The organism is Corynebacterium sp. ES2715-CONJ3, from assembly GCF_024814365.1.
Taxonomy (GTDB): Bacteria; Actinomycetota; Actinomycetes; order Mycobacteriales; family Mycobacteriaceae; genus Corynebacterium.
This window is the reverse complement of sequence record NZ_JANUXS010000004.1, coordinates 74,981-91,103: the sequence shown is the minus strand read 5'-3', so window position 1 is coordinate 91,103 and position 16,123 is coordinate 74,981. Positions and strand designations below refer to the sequence as shown.

The following is a 16,123-nucleotide window of genomic DNA, read 5'->3' as shown; positions in this document are numbered from 1 at the left end:
TGGCTCATGGCTGAGTGATCAACCGATGCATCTATGAACACCAAGAAATTCCTCCGCTTTGGATCTCTCGCCGCAGTGGCATTGATCATGCTGTATCTTCTGACCCTATTTGGCTCCAGTACCCAAGGTTTCCAAAAAGTGGAGACCTCAGTGGCATTGGCACAGCTTACTGAGAAGAATGTCGAAGAGGTCACTATCGATGATCGCGAACAGCGCCTACGCCTCGAGTTAGTTGAGCCCATTGAATATGAGGGCAAAAAAGACGTTACCAAGATCCTGACGCAGTACCCTGCGCGTACCAGCCCCGAGATCTTTAAGGCGGTGGATCAAAGTGGTGCTGAGAAATTCACCACCAATGTCACTCAAGACAGCATTCTCCTGCAAATGTTGGGCTATATCCTACCGATGGTGATCGTCTTCGGCCTCATCATCTGGATGATGGGCCGGATGCAAGGCGGCGGGGGCTTATTTGGGATCGGCAACTCTAAGGCCAAAGAGCTCACTAAGGATATGCCAACCAATACCTTCGATGATGTGGCAGGCGCCGAAGAAGCCGTGGATGAACTGCAAGAAATCAAGGATTTTCTGCAAGACCCCTCGATCTACGAGCAAGTGGGCGCAAAGATTCCGCGCGGAGTCTTGCTCTACGGCCCACCGGGCACTGGTAAAACCCTCTTAGCGCGCGCTGTCGCTGGCGAAGCTGGCGTACCCTTCTACTCCATCTCAGGCTCCGATTTTGTTGAGATGTTCGTGGGTGTTGGTGCCTCAAGGGTACGGGACCTGTTCAAACAAGCACGGGAAAATTCCCCCTGTATTATCTTTGTCGATGAGATTGACGCCGTAGGCCGCCAGCGTGGTTCTGGCATGGGAGGGGGCCACGATGAACGAGAACAAACACTCAACCAACTGCTCGTAGAAATGGATGGTTTCGGGGACCGCGAAGGTGTCATTATTATGGCGGCAACCAACCGACCCGATATCTTAGATCCCGCTCTTTTACGCCCCGGCCGCTTTGATAGGCAGATTCCGGTGACTAATCCGGATCTCAAGGGTCGCGAACAGATCCTTGCCGTTCACGCCAAAGGAAAACCTTTTGCAGATGACGCCGATGTCAAAGCCTTGGCTCGTCGCACCGCTGGAATGTCAGGCGCTGATCTCGCCAATGTCTTAAACGAGGCAGCCCTTTTGACCGCTCGTGTGGGCGGCAATGTGATCACTGCAGATGCGCTGGAAGAAGCGACCGACCGCGTCATAGGGGGGCCTCGCCGCTCCTCGAAGATTATTTCCGAGAAGGAAAAGAAGGTGACTGCCTACCACGAGGGTGGACATACGCTCGCCGCGTGGGCGCTCAAGAATATCGAGCGCGTCTATAAGGTGACAATTTTGGCCCGCGGCAAGACCGGGGGACATGCAATGACCGCCCAAGAAGATGACAAGGGCATGTACAACCGTGATGAACTTTATGCCCGTCTGGTCTTTGCTATGGGCGGTCGCGCAGCCGAAGAATTAGTTTTTGGGGAACCCACGACGGGTGCCTCCGCTGATATAGAGATGGCTACCAAAATCGCTAAATCGATGTTGGTGGAATACGGTATGAGTCCGAAACTGGGACTAGTGAAATACGGAGACGAACAAGGCGACCCCTTCTCCGGCCGCCCTGGCCAAGGATCCCTTGAATATTCACCGGCAACAGCAGCGCTGATCGATGAAGAGATGAAATATCTTATGGATAAGGCTCACGCTGAAGCCTATGGAATTCTGCGTGAGTACCGAGACTACTTGGACAAGCTCGCGGAGAAATTGCTCGAAAAGGAAACACTCAGGCGCCCCGATCTTGAGGCTCTTTTCAGCGGCATCACTCCGCGCGATGTGGGGGAGGTCTTCCCCGGTGAAGACGATCGCTTCCCCCGTCAGCTAGGCCGTGAACCCGTTAAAACACCCACCGAGATAGCTCTCGAGCGCGGGGAAGAACCTCCGAAACCCTTCCGTATCGTGGATGCCTCAAAAAAGGCTCGGGCCGAGCGCGCCGCAAAGAGAAAAGCCGAAGGTTTTAACCCGGAGAGAAATTCCGTCCCCGTGCGTCCCTGGGATAAAGCACCCCATAGCGATAACAACCTAGCTCAGGATGAGAATCATCTGCCACGACGTTATGGGGGGACGCCTCCACCAGCTGATTGGGTCATCCCAGGCGATATTGCCCATAATCCTTATGCTGCAGCCGCTGCACCGGATCGAGAGAACCAGCCTGCCCAAAATGGTGAATCGGTAAGCGGTCAACTGACAGCGGACGACAACGAGATTGGACGCCACCCTGGTTTGGATCATTACGGCCTAGAAGAGGCAAAGAAGACCGAAGTAGAGATTGGTTTTAGGTTGCCGGAACGAGAACGCCCCGAGAATTCATGGGACGATAATGAGGCCCACGATGAAACTCCAGACGAGGAATACCCGGTTTCTCGGGCCACTGAAATTGCGCAACCAAGCACCTCGGGACGACATTATAAAGAGCCGGATACCACCCGTGATGAAGGTGAACCACTCCCATGAGTTCATTCGACCGTATACGCGCGGAGAAGGCGGTGAGAGAATTACTTATTGCGGTCGGGGAAGACCCTGATCGCGAAGGACTTAAAGAAACACCTGCACGAGTGGCGCGCGCCTATGAGGAGATTTTTCAGGGGCTGTATGAGGATCCCACAGTAGTTTTAGAAAAATCCTTCAGCGAGGACCATCGGGAAATTGTCTTAGTCAAAGATATCCCTATCTACTCCACCTGTGAACATCACCTCGTTCCCTTCTTTGGACGGGCCCATATAGGGTATATTCCAGGGGAGTCAGGCAAAGTGACTGGCCTATCGAAGCTGGCCCGATTAGTGGATCTTTACGCCAAGCGCCCGCAAGTTCAAGAACGTCTCACCAGCCAGGTAGCCGATGCCCTGGTGGACAAACTCGGAGCCCAATCGGTCATTGTGGTCTTAGAATGTGAGCATCTCTGTATGTCCATGCGAGGAATTAGAAAACCGGGTGCATCTACTACCACATCGGCTGTGCGGGGTGGATTTAAGAAGAACGCGGCTTCACGAGCTGAGGTGCTGAGTCTTATCCATGGCTAATATTTTCCAGCAATTCCCTACAGCAGTGATGGGCATTCTCAATATCACCCGGGATAGTTTCTCCGACGGCGGTCACTACCTCGATATAGAGTCCGCGCTTGCCCACGCGGAAAATATGCGTGCTCACGGTGCTGATATCGTCGATATCGGAGGCGAGTCCACCAGACCAGGTGCTACGAGAGTGTCTGCCGATGAAGAATATCACCGTGTCATTCCTGTCGTCGAAGAATTAGCGCGCCGTGACTTTACCATCTCGGTTGATACTATGCGCGCAGATATAGCCCAGGCAGCTATCGCTTCAGGTGCACATATGATCAACGACGTCTCTGCAGGCCTCGCCGATTCTCATATGTTTGAGATCGTGGCCGAGGCAGGGGTTCCCATCTGTTTGATGCACTGGAAAACGGAGCGCTTTGGGGATGCCGCTGGCACCGCCCATAGTGATAGCTCGGATATCGCCCTTGAGGTTAGTTCCGCCCTGAGAGAGCGCGTACGTGCAGCACAGGCCGCAGGTATTCGAGCGGACAATATTTGCATTGATCCAGGCCTAGGCTTTGCCAAAACACCGGAGAATAATTGGAGTTTGCTGCACCATATCGGAGAGCTTCAAGCTCTGGGCTATCCGGTTCTCATCGGCGCCTCCCGCAAGCGTTTCCTCGCCGCTTTGGGTACCGATCTGGATCAAGCAACGGCAGCGGTATCAGCACTTGCCGCAGCGCAAGGTGCCTGGGGTTTCCGAGTTCATGCAATCGCCCCTACGGTAGCGGCCATAAAAGTGGCTGCCCAATGGACAGGAGCACAATAGTATATGGCTGATCGTATTGAGATTAAGGGTATGAAGGCCCATGGTTATCATGGAGTCTTAGCCCACGAGCGTGACATTGGGCAGGAATTCAGCATCGATATCGTGTGTTGGTTGGACCTTAAAGCGGCGTCGAAAAGCGATGATGTGGCCGATACCATCAATTACGCTGAGTTAGCACAGCGCGCCCATGAGGTCATCACCTCGAAGAGATTTAACCTGATTGAAAAGGTGGGTGGGTTTCTTGCCGATGATTTTATGGCCACATATCCCCAGTTGTTCGCGGTGGAGATCACGGTGCACAAGCCCAGCGCCCCGGTAGCCTATATCTTCGATGATATTGCTGTTGTCATTCGCCGGAGTCGCCGCTGATGATTCGCGCCGTACTCTCTATCGGATCCAATATGGACGACCGCTATCATCTTATCCACTCAGTGATCGAGGATTTTGCGGCGGAAACAATAGCATCTTCACAGATTTATTCCACCCCACCATGGGGAGTGATCGATCAGGAAGAATTCCTCAACGCCGTCATTATTGTAGAAATGGAGTCGAGCCCCCGGGAACTCCTCCGCAGGGCTCAACAGCTTGAAAATAATGCCGCGCGAGTCCGCACCAAACGCTGGGGGCCGCGCACTCTCGATGTGGATATAGTGCAGGTTTTCAGTAACGGTGTTGAGCTTGTGCAAGATGATCCCGAACTCATTTTGCCCCACCCTTGGGCCCACGATCGCGCTTTTGTCCTCGTCCCTTGGTTAGAGGCCGATCCGCAAGCCAAGCTAAAGGGGATTCCATTGGCGGTGCTCCTATCACGTCTCGATGCCCGCGATATCGAAGCAGTGGAGGCTATCGATGGTCACAGCACGAGCCTCTCCTCATCGCCTATACATTCCTAGAAAACGGAAGAGTTAATATATGAAACCTACTGCGCTGATCAATCTCATCGCGCTCGCAGGTTTTAGTGCTAGTGCGAGCTATATTGTGGTTTCGCGCTTTTATACCTATTTCCCTCCCATCCCTAGTTCGGTTGCTATTACCCTGGGCGCGTTAGCGTGTCTACTGCTCGGACTTGGACTCATCTCACGCCGGCGTATCGGGCAGAATCAAATTGGATTCGACCGCAGCCAATTAGACCCCACTCGCGCGGCGAGTTTCCTCGTGCTCGCACAATCTTGCGCGTGGGCGGGAGCACTCTTCTTTGGGGTTTACGCAGGATTTGCTGCCTATATTCTTCCCCGGTGGGACCTTCTTGTTGCTGCTAGCTATGATGGTCCACGCGTCATCGCGTGCGTCGTGACCAGTTGTGGTGTCATGCTCGCCGCGCTGTGGTTGGAACGCGGATTGCAGGCTCCGCCGCCTGCCGAAGGGGAGCCTGCCTAGGAGTATTCCAGCTTCGCTAAAACCTGAGGGGCACATTCGAGATCGATAAATATGAGGTAAGTTCGTATATATGAAAGCCGAAGACAAAGATACCCTCAGGCCAGTGGATAAAAATCGGGATCTGAGCCCCGTTTTGCTAGTCATCTTGGTATCACTTGCGGTGATTGCGAGCGTCATCATGCTGGTTACCTCCAGTATTAGCTCACTCAAAGTCGCCATGGTCTTGGCTTTATGGGCCGCCCTCATCGGAGCCTTCCTCGTCTTTCGCTACCAACGCGATATGGGCAGTCAGACGAGGTTATATCGAGCGCAACTGCTCGCCAATGAAAAACGCTATCTAGCGGAGAAGCGGCGCTCCGAAGCGGAATTTGAACGCCGTATCAACGAGCGAGTGGATATCCAAGCGGAAAGCGCCTTGGGTGAAATTAATTCTCAGCTGCAGGCCGTCATGAGCCAACTGGAGCAATTAAGTGGCGCTATCTATTCCACAAATACCAATGTGCTACAAGCTGAGGCAGTTCGAGTTAAAGAAATAGAAGAAGTAGCTGAAAAACTGGAATCTAAGCATGAGGATCCCCACTATGAACCCTCATACCGCCCCAGCTTCGATCCCACCTCATTTTCTCGAACTCCGTGGGATCATACTGAGGAATTCGAGGCAGTCCAGCCCTTCGATGAGCAACCTCATAAAGAACCTGAGACAGTCCAGAGCCCTGAGCCCGTTCGCGATCAAGAGAACCACGAAGAATCAGCAGCGAGCGCCCCAGCGGAACCGATCACGAGGTCATTTCGATCCACACCACCGATCAAAGAGAGTTCCAGCGAAGCTGATGAGGTTGCCATTACTTTCAGCCACGAGACTTTAACGCAGCCAACCAATAAGCATGGAGCGAGTGCGCCTGAATCTCGGCCCACCGATTATCCGTGGCTGATCCGGGAGGACACCGAGGCACCGATTGACTACGCACGGCATATGCGAGCCCAGGCGGATCACCAGGCGAGCACGTCCGGTCGAACAGGCGGACGCCGCCGGAAACCAGAGTCCACCCCGAATACGGAACGCTCTCCCGAAATCGCGCCACACCATTCAGGTGGCCGGCGCCGTAGAGAAGCCATCGACGGTGGTATCAGTGTCGAGGAATTACTCAAAAAGGCACGCGAACGTGAATAGGAGCCCTCGACTTAGCTTCTACCTGTGGGGAACATCGCCCTTGCGCGACATTCTGGAGAACCACCAGCACACCAGAACGAGCGATCCACGGCTCGCAGAACTACATCTTGTGGGCTGCCCTGATCATGAGGTAGCACATATTTCCAAGCGCTATCCAGGTATCTTTTCTGATCGGACTATTGTTTTCAGCCACAGCTATACCAGTGATTACCGGCAATTCCCCGGTATTTCACTAGGAGTACTCCCTCTTGCTCGAGGCTTCGCTCTGTCATCGACGAGTCAGGTGGGGATTACGATTGCGGAGCTCATCTTTACTGAACTCAACCAAAATTACACCTTCATCAAACCTGCAGAATGGGAGAAAACTCGAGCGCTCATTGCTCACCGAGCACTCATATCAGCCCTCGATCCAGCGCCTGAGGCCCTTGCTTTTCAGCAATGGCCTTTAGTTAAACGCTGCGTAACCCTGCAAGAAGGACCGGGCGAAGAGAATAGTCTTCTGCACTTTCTGGCTCGACATTTCCCCCACAACCAACAGTTGTATCGGCAGGCAGTGGAAGCACTATCAACGGAAGGATAACCGGGCGTGACACCACAGAGATTTCAACCCCGCACCGCTCATGAGATTGTGCTTAGCCAAGCAGCCGCCTTCTCCAAAGTATTTAAAACGCAAGGTAAACCTGTGGTGGCAGTTTTCCTGCGGAGCCCACTGCACGCCGGGCATATCGCACTCATGCGGGCAGCACGCCGCATCCCTGGTGCTGTAGTCGTGGTAGTGAGCCTTCACCCGATCGACCGTGCGGTTGTGGAAGCCGAGCATATTGATCTCTATATTCCGTATAGCAAAGAGCAACTATGGTCACGCCCGCCCACGCTCGGCCTTAACATCCCCGACCATAAGATGCAGTCTCCTCAGCTACTTGCAACCGATCTGCTGGAAATCCTGGCCCTGCTTGGTGCCGTGGCGCCGACAGATCTCATCGTGGGGGAAAAGAACTATGAACTCTTAGCTCACCTCGCCGAAGCGATCCGAGTGTTCCATTCTCCCGTAAAAATTCACCGAATACCCACGGTACGCAATGCGCAGGGGCTTGCTATAAGCGGTCGAAATGATGCGCTCCTGGCTCGTGAGCGAGACCAAGCTCTAGCCCTGTCGGCTGCGGTTACTGCGGGACTTCATGCAGCAGAGATGGGGAGTGCTCAAGTACTGGCAGTCGTCTCGGACGTGCTTCAGGCGGCTGGAGTGGATGTGATATATAAAAAACTCACTGCGCTTGACCTATCACCTGCGGTAGAGAAAAAACCGGCCAGGCTTTTTATCGCCGCGCGTTTTGCCCACACGCACTTAATAGATGGAGCGGAGATTCCCTTGGGCATCGGCATTAAAAATCTCGACTAGGTAATTTTGACACAGGGGCGTTGTGAGCTCCCTATTGGGCAGTGGCTAAGGGTAATGGGGCTTAGATTTTTCGTGGGGTCTGGGCTATTGTTTGTGCTGTGACGAACGCAAAGAAAGCCCCCGTACAAGACGTCCCTGAGCAACTACGCATCCGCCGTGAGAAGCGCGCTAGGCTCATCGAATCTGGTCGCGATCCCTATCCTGTAGAAGTTGATCGCACCCACTCGATTACAGAGATCAAAAAGAAGTACCAAAGTATTGATCCCGATACGGAGAAGATTCCAGGGCGCATCTACCTGGAAGCTGGCGAAGAAACGTCCGACGAGGTAGCTATCGCCGGGCGCGTCATGTTTATTCGCAATACCGGCAAGCTGTGTTTCGCTGCGCTCCAAGAGGGCAATGGCGCGCATATCCAAGCGATGCTCTCACTGGCTGAAGTAGGCGAAGAGGCGCTCGCAGCGTGGAAAACAGAGGTTGACCTCGGTGATATTGTCTCCATTCGCGGTCGAATAGTCTCGTCCAAACGCGGTGAACTATCCATTATGGTGCAACGTTTCTCCATGGCATCAAAGTCTTTGCGTCCTCTGCCCGTGGCTTTTGCGGATATGAGTGAAGATTCTCGAGTGCGTCATCGCTATACCGATTTGATTATGCGGGAAAAAGCGCGTGAAAATGCGATGACGCGCATCAAGGTGATGCGAGCACTGCGGAATTATCTCGAATCGCAAGAGTTTGTAGAAGTAGAAACTCCCATGCTGCAAACCCTGCACGGCGGTGCGGCAGCGCGCCCATTCGAGACCCACTCCAATGCCCTCGATATTGATCTCTATCTGCGCATCGCGCCTGAGCTTTATCTCAAGCGCTGTGTGGTGGGCGGAATTGAGCGCGTCTTTGAGGTTAACCGCAATTTCCGCAACGAGGGCGTGGATTCTTCGCACTCCCCAGAATTTGCCATGCTCGAAACATATCAGGCGTGGGGTACCTATGACGATGGCGCCACAATGATCCGGGAACTCATCCAATATGTCGCCCAGGATGTATTCGGATCCACGACCGTGACGCTAGCCGACGGATCCACCTATGATTTCGGAGGCGAGTGGAAGGAGATTGAAATGTATCCTTCCCTTAATGAGGCGCTGCGCCGTAAATTCCCAGGCACCCAGGAAGTCACTACCAAATCCAGCGTGGAGGAACTGAAAGAGGTAGCAGCAGTGATCGGCCTGGACGTCCCTTCGAATGCTGGTTGGGGGCATGGCAAATTGGTTGAGGAGATATGGGAAGTTCTGTGCGAAGATCAGCTCGACGGGCCGATCTTCGTGCGCAATTTCCCGGTGGAAACCTCACCCTTGACCAGACAGCATCGCGAACAAGAGGGTGTCACTGAAAAATGGGATCTCTATGTCCGCGGCTTCGAATTAGCCACCGGCTATTCTGAGCTCATTGATCCCGTGATTCAACGGGAACGCTTCGAGGATCAAGCACGTCTCGCCGCTGGCGGCGATGAGGAGGCTATGGTTCTCGATGAAGATTTCCTTGCCGCCATGGAGCAGGGCATGCCCCCAACCGCCGGGTGTGGCATGGGTATTGATCGCTTGCTCATGGCTTTGACCGGTTTAGGTATTAGGGAAACTGTGCTATTCCCGATGGTCAAGCCCGAGCGCTAAGATTAGGTGCAATATCGGCCGGGTGGGTGAGAGAGAAGACCTCTTTCACCCACTTTTTTCGCAGTAATCACCCATGTGACGAACCCATTCCCTACTCGGCGGCAGGTAGGGGGAAATGCGCTTTCACCGAATCTAAAAAACGATAACGCCCACGATGGCAGCGTTGAGCATATTGGTACAAAAACCAGCAAAGAGGGCTTTGAGTCCTAGCGACGCCACCTCCGCGCGCCGCTCGGGGGCGAGCGCCCCAAAGGCACCAATTTGAATGGCAATAGATCCGAGGTTGGCAAAACCCGCGAGTGCAAAAGATGAGATAAGTATGGACTTTTCACTCAAGGTATCCACGTATTCGGAAAAAGCTGTATACCCCACAAATTCATTGAGGATCGTCTTCTGGCCGATGAAATTACCTACCAATGAGGCTTCGTCCCACGGTACCCCAATAGCCCACGCCAAAGGAGCAAAGATGAGGCCAAAAAGGCCTTCCAGCGACCAGTTCTCCTGACCAAATACGGAGCCAACTCCGCCCAATACTGCCGAAAGCATAGTAATGGTGGCGATAAAAGCGATAAGTAAACATCCAATGGTTACAGCGATCCGTCCACCGGAAAGCGCCCCGGCACCGATAGCGTCAATGAGATTCTCGGAGTGCTCATCACGCATGGTGCGAATATTGGCGTTTGCGCGAGATTCTTCGGTTTCCGGCATTAGGGCTTTTGCCACGATCAACGACCCAGGGGCGTTCATCACCGACGCGGCAAGGAGGTAGGGAAGTGGGGCGCCCAGAAGGGAGTAACCTACGAGGGTGGAGCCTGCGACGGAGGCGAAGCCACCGCTCATGCAGGCGAATAGTTCACTGCGGGTTAATTGGGGAATCCACGGGCGTATCACCAAAGGGGCCTCGGCCATACCGAGGAAAATGACAGTGGAAGCCCACACAGATTCTACCTTGGACGTGCCTAGAATTTTGTTGAGCGCCGAGCCGACTATCTCCACAAACCACTGCAGGACTCGTAAATAATAAAGGGCGCCGATAATAGCACCGAGGAAGATAACAACGGGGAGAACGTTGAGGGCAAAGACAAAGCCATTCTTTTCTCCAAACAGACCTCCGAATACAAAAGAGGTCCCAGCATTGCTAAAGCCAATAAGTTTTTCTAGACCCTCAGATACTTTCTTGAGCACTAAAAATCCTGGTTCCCATTTGAGCACGAGCAGCGCGAAGCTAATCTGCAAGGCGAAACCTACTCCGAGGGTGCGCCAGTTTATACTGCGTTTGGCATTAGAAAGGCAGAGCAGTATCACCATGATGGCGATAATTCCTATGAGGCCTTGCAGACGATCCATGGTCAATATTCTCCTAATACGATGCGGGAAGTCTGCGCGGGTACCCGGGTAGATGAGTGTAGAGGTATAGGTGTGCAGAGGTATGTGGGTGCAGAGGTTTATGGGTGCAGAGGTGCAATGAACGCTAATCGCTTTCGCAGCTAAAAGCAAAAGTTCTAAGATAGACGTTTTCCCAGCTCGAATGGTATAAATTCGAGCTGCGCAGATGAGATTTTCTTATTATTTTCTTGATTACTCGCTTCCCTCCCCAGCTCAGAAAAAGCGCCCATCTTTGCTACCCTGTTCTATATGCTGCTGCGAGATGAACAATCATTGCAGGCCGCCAAACTGTACTATCAAAAGGGCCTGAGTCAGGCCGAAGTCGCGGCCGAAATCGGGGTGTCACGGCCGACCGTCGCTAAGCTCTTGGCCTATGCCAGACAGCGTGGCTTCGTGGTTATAGAAATTAGAGATCCCCGTGACAAGGGAAGTTTCCTAGCGGAAAAGCTGGTAGAAATTTTTAGTCCCTACGGTCTGGAAGAAGCGCGCATTGTGCAAGCGGCCCGGCAGACCCCGGAGGAGATCTTAAAAGAGCTTGGACGAGTGGGCGCCTTGGTTCTCGAAGAACAGGTGCAGGACGGTCATATGGTGGGCGTGAGTTGGGGAAATACCATGTATGCCGTTGCCAAAGCGCTACGGCATAATCCCCATACTGGTGTAGAGATTGTGCAACTCAAAGGTGGACTGAGCTATACCAAGCGTTCTACCAACGATATTGAGACTATTAACAGATTCTGCCGTGCCTTCGATGCTTATGCGCGCACGCTCCCCTTGCCAGTGATTTTTGACAACGTTGAGGTTAAACGCACGGTGGAGAGCGATCGGCATATCTCCCATATTCTGGATATGGGCCGCCACACCGATGTGGTTATATTTACCGTTGGCTCCACCAGCGGGGATTCTCTTCCACTGACCTTAGGCTATTTGAGTGATACCGAAAAGCAGCTGATTTCAACGCGCGCGGTCGGTGATGCTTGTTCCCGTTTTTTCGACGAATATGGGCAGGTAGCGGTACCAAGTGTGGATGAACGCACCGTAGGGATCTCACTTGAGGATCTCGCTTCACGCCCGGTTCGCATTTTGGTAGCAGGAGGAGCGTCGAAGCTCAGAGCTATCAATACGGCGCTTGTCATGGGTCTGGCTTCACATCTAGTCATTGATGGGGCGACCGCTCTCGCCCTTATTGCGCTGTGGGAGGACGCATAAAAATTACCCCCTGAATGCCACTGATTCGGGGGTAATTCTTATAGTGCTTACTTAAAAGTTAACTTAGAAAACAATAATGCCCACGACTGCAGCGTTGAGCATATTTGTGCAGAAACCGGCAAGGAGCGCCTTGAGCCCCATGGATGCCACTTCTGAGCGACGCTCTGGGGCGAGTGCGCCAAAGGCACCAATCTGGATCGCGATGGATGAGAGATTAGCAAAGCCTGCGAGAGCGAATGATGAGATGAGGATGGACTTCTCACTGAGGGTATCGACGTGCTCGGAGAACGCGGTATAGCCCACGAATTCATTGAGAATAGTCTTTTGGCCAATGAAATTACCCACGAGGGAAGCTTCTTCCCACGGAACGCCAATAGCCCACGCTAAAGGTGAGAATATGACGCCGAAGAGTCCTTCAAGCGACCAATTGTCCTGGCCAAAAATGGAACCGATACCTCCCAAGACTGCGGAGAGCATAGCAATGGTGGCAATAAAGGCAATGAGAAGGCAAGCAACGGTTACCGCGATACGACCGCCAGAGAGCGCGCCCGCACCAATGGCATCGATGACGTTTTTGGAGTGCTCGTCGCGCATATTGCGGACATTTGCATTAGCTTTGGGCACTTCGGTTTCTGGTACCAGCGCTTTGGCTACCATCAGGGAAGCTGGGGCATTCATGACTGAAGCTGCGAGTAGATAGGGCAGTGGCGCGCCTAGGAGGGAGTAGCCCACGAGGGTGGAGCCCGCGACGGACGCGAAGCCGCCGCTCATACAAGCGAATAATTCACTGCGTGTCAATTGCGGTATCCACGGGCGAATGACCAGGGGAGCCTCCGATTGGCCCAAGAAGATGACGGTAGAGGCCCATACGGACTCTACCTTGGAGGTGCCCATGATCTTATTGAGAGCAGTACCGACGATTTCGACGAACCACTGCAAGATGCGCAGGTAATACAAGGCGCCGATGAGGGCACCAAGGAAGATAATAACGGGAAGAACATTTAGGGCGAAGATGAATCCGTTATCTTCACCGAAGAGCCCGCCAAAGACAAAGGAGGTCCCGTGGTTGGTGAAGTCGATGAGTTTTTCTACCGCTCCAGATACTGCCTTGAGAGCGTGGAAGCCTGGTTCCCATTTGAGCACCAGGAGTGCGAAGCCGATTTGTAGGGCGAAACCCACGCCGAGGGTACGCCAGTTGATCTGCCGCTTGGCATTAGACAAGCTGAAGATGACCGCAAAGATTGCGATCACACCGATGAGTCCTTGCAGACGTTCCATCAGTTGGACCTCCTATGAAGGGTATGGGGAGATATTTAAGTATCGAGGTGTTCAGGGCCGAAAGAGTGGGGGAGGAGTTCTGTGAAGCTCAAGCTGTGCACCTCGCCTGTAGGGCCTTCGACGAAGACTTCTTGGCAGCCAAATTCACGCAGTACTTGGCGGCAGGATCCACACGGCCAGCAAGGACTGGCCTTCAGACCCACGATGGCGACGCTGTGGATCTGTCGGGGGCTGTCGGGTTTGGTGGTAGCAATCATTGTTGTTGCGGCATTGCGCTCGGCGCAGAGGGTGAGACCGTAGCTAGCATTTTCAACATTGCATCCGGTAAATACTGTGCCGTCGGTGGTGAGTATGGCGGCGCCCACTTCGAAATTGCTATACGGGGCGTAGGCGTGATGGGCAGCCTCTTTAGCTGCGGCAATGAGCTCTTGAGGGCTCATGGTCATAATGTGGGCCTTCTTTCTGTAATTAAGGCAAGGGGGAGACACTGTGAGCGGTGGAACAAATGAAAAATCAACCCTTGACAATTGTTCTGGGCATGATAATAATCAGAGTTATAACTGAAAGCAAGAGATTAAAATAACGCTCCACGCATTTTGTGTTCCGCTTCACAATTAGGGTGGGATAGCTCAGTGCAGCAAGGGAAAGGAAGCAAGGCATGGCTGAACAATTCGATGTCGTCGATATCATCCGCACCAAACGAGACGGTGGAGAGCTCAGCACCGATCAAATCAACTGGGTCATCGACGCCTATACCCGCGGCGCAGTTGGCGATGAGCAAATGGCAGCATTGAATATGGCGATCTTTATTCGCGATATGGGCCGCCGAGAAATCGTGGACTGGACCCAAGCAATGATCAACTCCGGTGAGCGCATGAATTTCGATTCTCTCAGCAAGCCCACCACTGACAAGCACTCCACTGGCGGAGTCGGCGACAAGGTCACCCTCCCTCTCGGACCGCTCGTATCCTCCTACGGGGTTGCTGTCCCACAGCTGTCCGGACGCGGACTTGGCCACACCGGTGGAACCCTCGATAAGCTCGAAGCAATCCCCGGTTGGCAGGCAGATGTGCCGAACGACCGCATGATGGCTATCTTGGAAGATTCCGGAGCCGTCGTTGCCGCAGCTGGTGCCGGACTTGCCCCAGCGGATAAGAAGATCTACGCACTGCGCGATATCACTGCCACCGTGGACTGCATTCCGCTAATCGCCTCGTCCATTATGAGTAAAAAGATCGCCGAAGGAACCGCCTCCCTCGTTCTCGATGTGAAGGTAGGCTCCGGCGCCTTTATGAAAGATCTTGATAAAGCCCGCCAGCTGGCAGAAACCATGGTGCAGTTAGGCAAGGATGCGGGAGTCAATACCCGCGCCCTCCTAACCGATATGAATATTCCGCTGGGAAGGAAAATCGGTAATGGTCTCGAAGTGGAAGAGAGCATCGAGGTTCTAGCCGGCGGTGGCCCTCAAGATCTCATCGAGATCACCTGCGAGCTCGCACGCCATATGCTCGATATGGCGGGTATCCCTGATGCCGACGTCGAGGAGGCCCTCAAGGATGGCCGCGCCATGGATTCGTGGCGCAAGATGATCCGCGCCCAGGGCGGCGACCCTGATGCACAGCTCGCCCGCGCTCCTCATACCCATGAAGTTTTCGCCGAACAAGACGGCTACCTCACCAAGCTTGATGCCTTGGCACTCGGCGTTGGTAGCTGGCGCCTGGGTGCTGGCCGAGCCCGAAAGGACGAACCCGTACAACTGACCGCTGGCATCGAGATTCACGCCGACTACGGTCAAGAAATCAAGAAGGGGCAAAAACTTTTGACCCTGCATACCGAAACCCCGGATCGTTTCGAGCGTGCTCTTGACTCGATCCTGCCAGGTATCGAAATCGGTGCCACTAAGCCAGCTGAACGCCGCATCATCCTGGATAAGGTTTTCTAAACGATCGGCCAATAATCGATAGCGCCCGCGTCGAGCGCACTGGTGGATAGTGGGGCCAGCACCTTACTATCCACCAATTCGGCGCCATAACCTCGTAACTAGAACACCCAATATTGACAAGGAGAATCATGACTCTTTCCCGCCAAGAACTCGCGCACTATATCGACCACACCATCCTCAAGCCCGAAGCCACCCGCGCCCAGGTTGAGGAACTCGTGCACGAAGCTAGTGAACTCGGCACCTTCTCAGTGTGCGTCTCTCCTTCCCAGCTTCCGCTGGAGACCCCTGAGCACGTCAAGGTAGCCACTGTGGTGGGCTTCCCGTCCGGTAATCACCACCCAGAGGTCAAGGCTTTTGAGGCCAAACTCGCCGTCTCTCACGGTGCAGATGAGGTAGATATGGTCATCAATATTTCCGATGCCGTAGAAAACCACTTTGAAAAAGTCGAACACGATATTCGTACCGTGCGCGAAGCTATTCCCGATGCCCTCCTTAAGGTCATCATCGAATCGGCCGCGCTCAGCGACGAGCAAATCGTGGCCTGCTGTGAGGCAGCCGAAAAGGCTGGTGCTGATTATGTCAAAACCTCCACGGGCTTCCACCCATCAGGCGGAGCCTCCACTCATGCGGTTTCCTTGATGGCGAAAACCGTGGGTGATCGCCTCGGCGTGAAGGCCTCCGGCGGCATCCGCGACACCGAAACTGCATTAGCCATGATTGACGCTGGTGCCACCCGACTAGGCTGCTCCGCCTCTAAGGCTATTGTCGAGGGTCTTGAATAA

Annotated in this window: 16 protein-coding genes; 13 read left to right on the top strand and 3 right to left on the bottom strand. The window is 53.7% G+C overall.

Features of this window, described 5'->3' with window-relative positions; translation table 11 throughout:
- Window positions 1-33 precede the first annotated feature (33 nt).
- The 10 genes from ftsH (at window position 34) to lysS (ending at window position 9,529) form a co-directional block, all read left to right on the top strand.
- Window positions 34-2,547 carry an ATP-dependent zinc metalloprotease FtsH gene (gene ftsH / locus NXT00_RS05990; protein WP_259158413.1) on the top strand — a complete coding sequence of 838 codons (2,514 nt, stop codon included), beginning with the start codon at window positions 34-36 and terminating at the stop codon, window positions 2,545-2,547.
- A complete protein-coding gene (gene folE / locus NXT00_RS05985) occupies window positions 2,544-3,113 on the top strand; it encodes a GTP cyclohydrolase I FolE (RefSeq protein WP_259078809.1) in 570 nt (189 codons plus the stop codon). The genes ftsH and folE overlap by 4 nt, the downstream gene beginning before the upstream one ends.
- On the top strand, window positions 3,106-3,918 hold the full coding sequence (gene folP, locus NXT00_RS05980; protein ID WP_259078812.1) for a dihydropteroate synthase: 813 nt from the start codon (window positions 3,106-3,108) through the stop codon (window positions 3,916-3,918). Before folE ends, folP begins: the two co-directional genes overlap by 8 nt.
- Before the next feature lie 3 nt (window positions 3,919-3,921).
- Window positions 3,922-4,287, top strand: coding sequence for a dihydroneopterin aldolase (folB, locus tag NXT00_RS05975; RefSeq protein WP_259078815.1), 366 nt, complete (start codon window positions 3,922-3,924; stop codon window positions 4,285-4,287).
- A gap of 2 nt (window positions 4,288-4,289) precedes the next feature.
- Window positions 4,290-4,811: a 2-amino-4-hydroxy-6-hydroxymethyldihydropteridine diphosphokinase gene (folK, locus tag NXT00_RS05970; RefSeq protein ID WP_259158511.1), complete on the top strand. Its 522-nt coding sequence runs from the start codon at window positions 4,290-4,292 to the stop codon at window positions 4,809-4,811.
- A gap of 19 nt (window positions 4,812-4,830) precedes the next feature.
- Entirely contained in the window at window positions 4,831-5,295 is a 465-nt protein-coding gene (locus NXT00_RS05965; RefSeq protein ID WP_259078816.1) for a DUF3180 domain-containing protein, read from the top strand.
- Window positions 5,296-5,365: 70 nt separating this feature from the next.
- Window positions 5,366-6,466 (top strand): DUF6779 domain-containing protein, encoded by a 1,101-nt coding sequence (locus tag NXT00_RS05960; RefSeq protein WP_259078818.1) that lies wholly within the window; start codon window positions 5,366-5,368, stop codon window positions 6,464-6,466.
- A complete protein-coding gene (locus NXT00_RS05955; RefSeq protein ID WP_259078820.1) occupies window positions 6,459-7,046 on the top strand; it encodes a hypothetical protein in 588 nt (195 codons plus the stop codon). The genes NXT00_RS05960 and NXT00_RS05955 overlap by 8 nt, the downstream gene beginning before the upstream one ends.
- 6 nt (window positions 7,047-7,052) lie before the next feature.
- On the top strand, window positions 7,053-7,865 hold the full coding sequence (locus NXT00_RS05950; RefSeq protein ID WP_259078826.1) for a pantoate--beta-alanine ligase: 813 nt from the start codon (window positions 7,053-7,055) through the stop codon (window positions 7,863-7,865).
- Between the two features lie 98 nt (window positions 7,866-7,963).
- Window positions 7,964-9,529, top strand: coding sequence for a lysine--tRNA ligase (gene lysS, locus NXT00_RS05945; protein WP_259158412.1), 1,566 nt, complete (start codon window positions 7,964-7,966; stop codon window positions 9,527-9,529).
- Window positions 9,530-9,661: 132 nt separating this feature from the next.
- On the opposite strand, the gene NXT00_RS05940 is transcribed toward lysS, so the two are convergent.
- Entirely contained in the window at window positions 9,662-10,876 is a 1,215-nt protein-coding gene (locus tag NXT00_RS05940) for a NupC/NupG family nucleoside CNT transporter (RefSeq protein WP_259158411.1), read from the bottom strand.
- A 288-nt stretch (window positions 10,877-11,164) separates the two neighbouring features.
- Between NXT00_RS05940 and NXT00_RS05935 the strand changes: the two genes are divergently transcribed.
- A complete protein-coding gene (locus NXT00_RS05935; protein ID WP_259078839.1) occupies window positions 11,165-12,121 on the top strand; it encodes a sugar-binding transcriptional regulator in 957 nt (318 codons plus the stop codon).
- Window positions 12,122-12,184: 63 nt separating this feature from the next.
- Here the strand turns inward: NXT00_RS05935 and NXT00_RS05930 are convergent, their stop codons facing one another.
- Window positions 12,185-13,399: a NupC/NupG family nucleoside CNT transporter gene (locus NXT00_RS05930; RefSeq protein ID WP_259078841.1), complete on the bottom strand. Its 1,215-nt coding sequence runs from the start codon at window positions 13,397-13,399 to the stop codon at window positions 12,185-12,187.
- Between the two features lie 35 nt (window positions 13,400-13,434).
- A complete protein-coding gene (locus tag NXT00_RS05925; RefSeq protein WP_396124758.1) occupies window positions 13,435-13,887 on the bottom strand; it encodes a cytidine deaminase in 453 nt (150 codons plus the stop codon).
- Window positions 13,888-14,057: 170 nt separating this feature from the next.
- Between NXT00_RS05925 and NXT00_RS05920 the strand changes: the two genes are divergently transcribed.
- Both NXT00_RS05920 and deoC read left to right on the top strand, forming a co-directional pair.
- Window positions 14,058-15,341, top strand: coding sequence for a thymidine phosphorylase (locus tag NXT00_RS05920; RefSeq protein WP_259078859.1), 1,284 nt, complete (start codon window positions 14,058-14,060; stop codon window positions 15,339-15,341).
- 128 nt (window positions 15,342-15,469) lie between these two features.
- The gene (deoC, locus tag NXT00_RS05915) at window positions 15,470-16,123 is read left to right on the top strand and encodes a deoxyribose-phosphate aldolase (RefSeq protein WP_259078861.1); all 654 of its coding nucleotides are present in this window, start codon (window positions 15,470-15,472) and stop codon (window positions 16,121-16,123) included.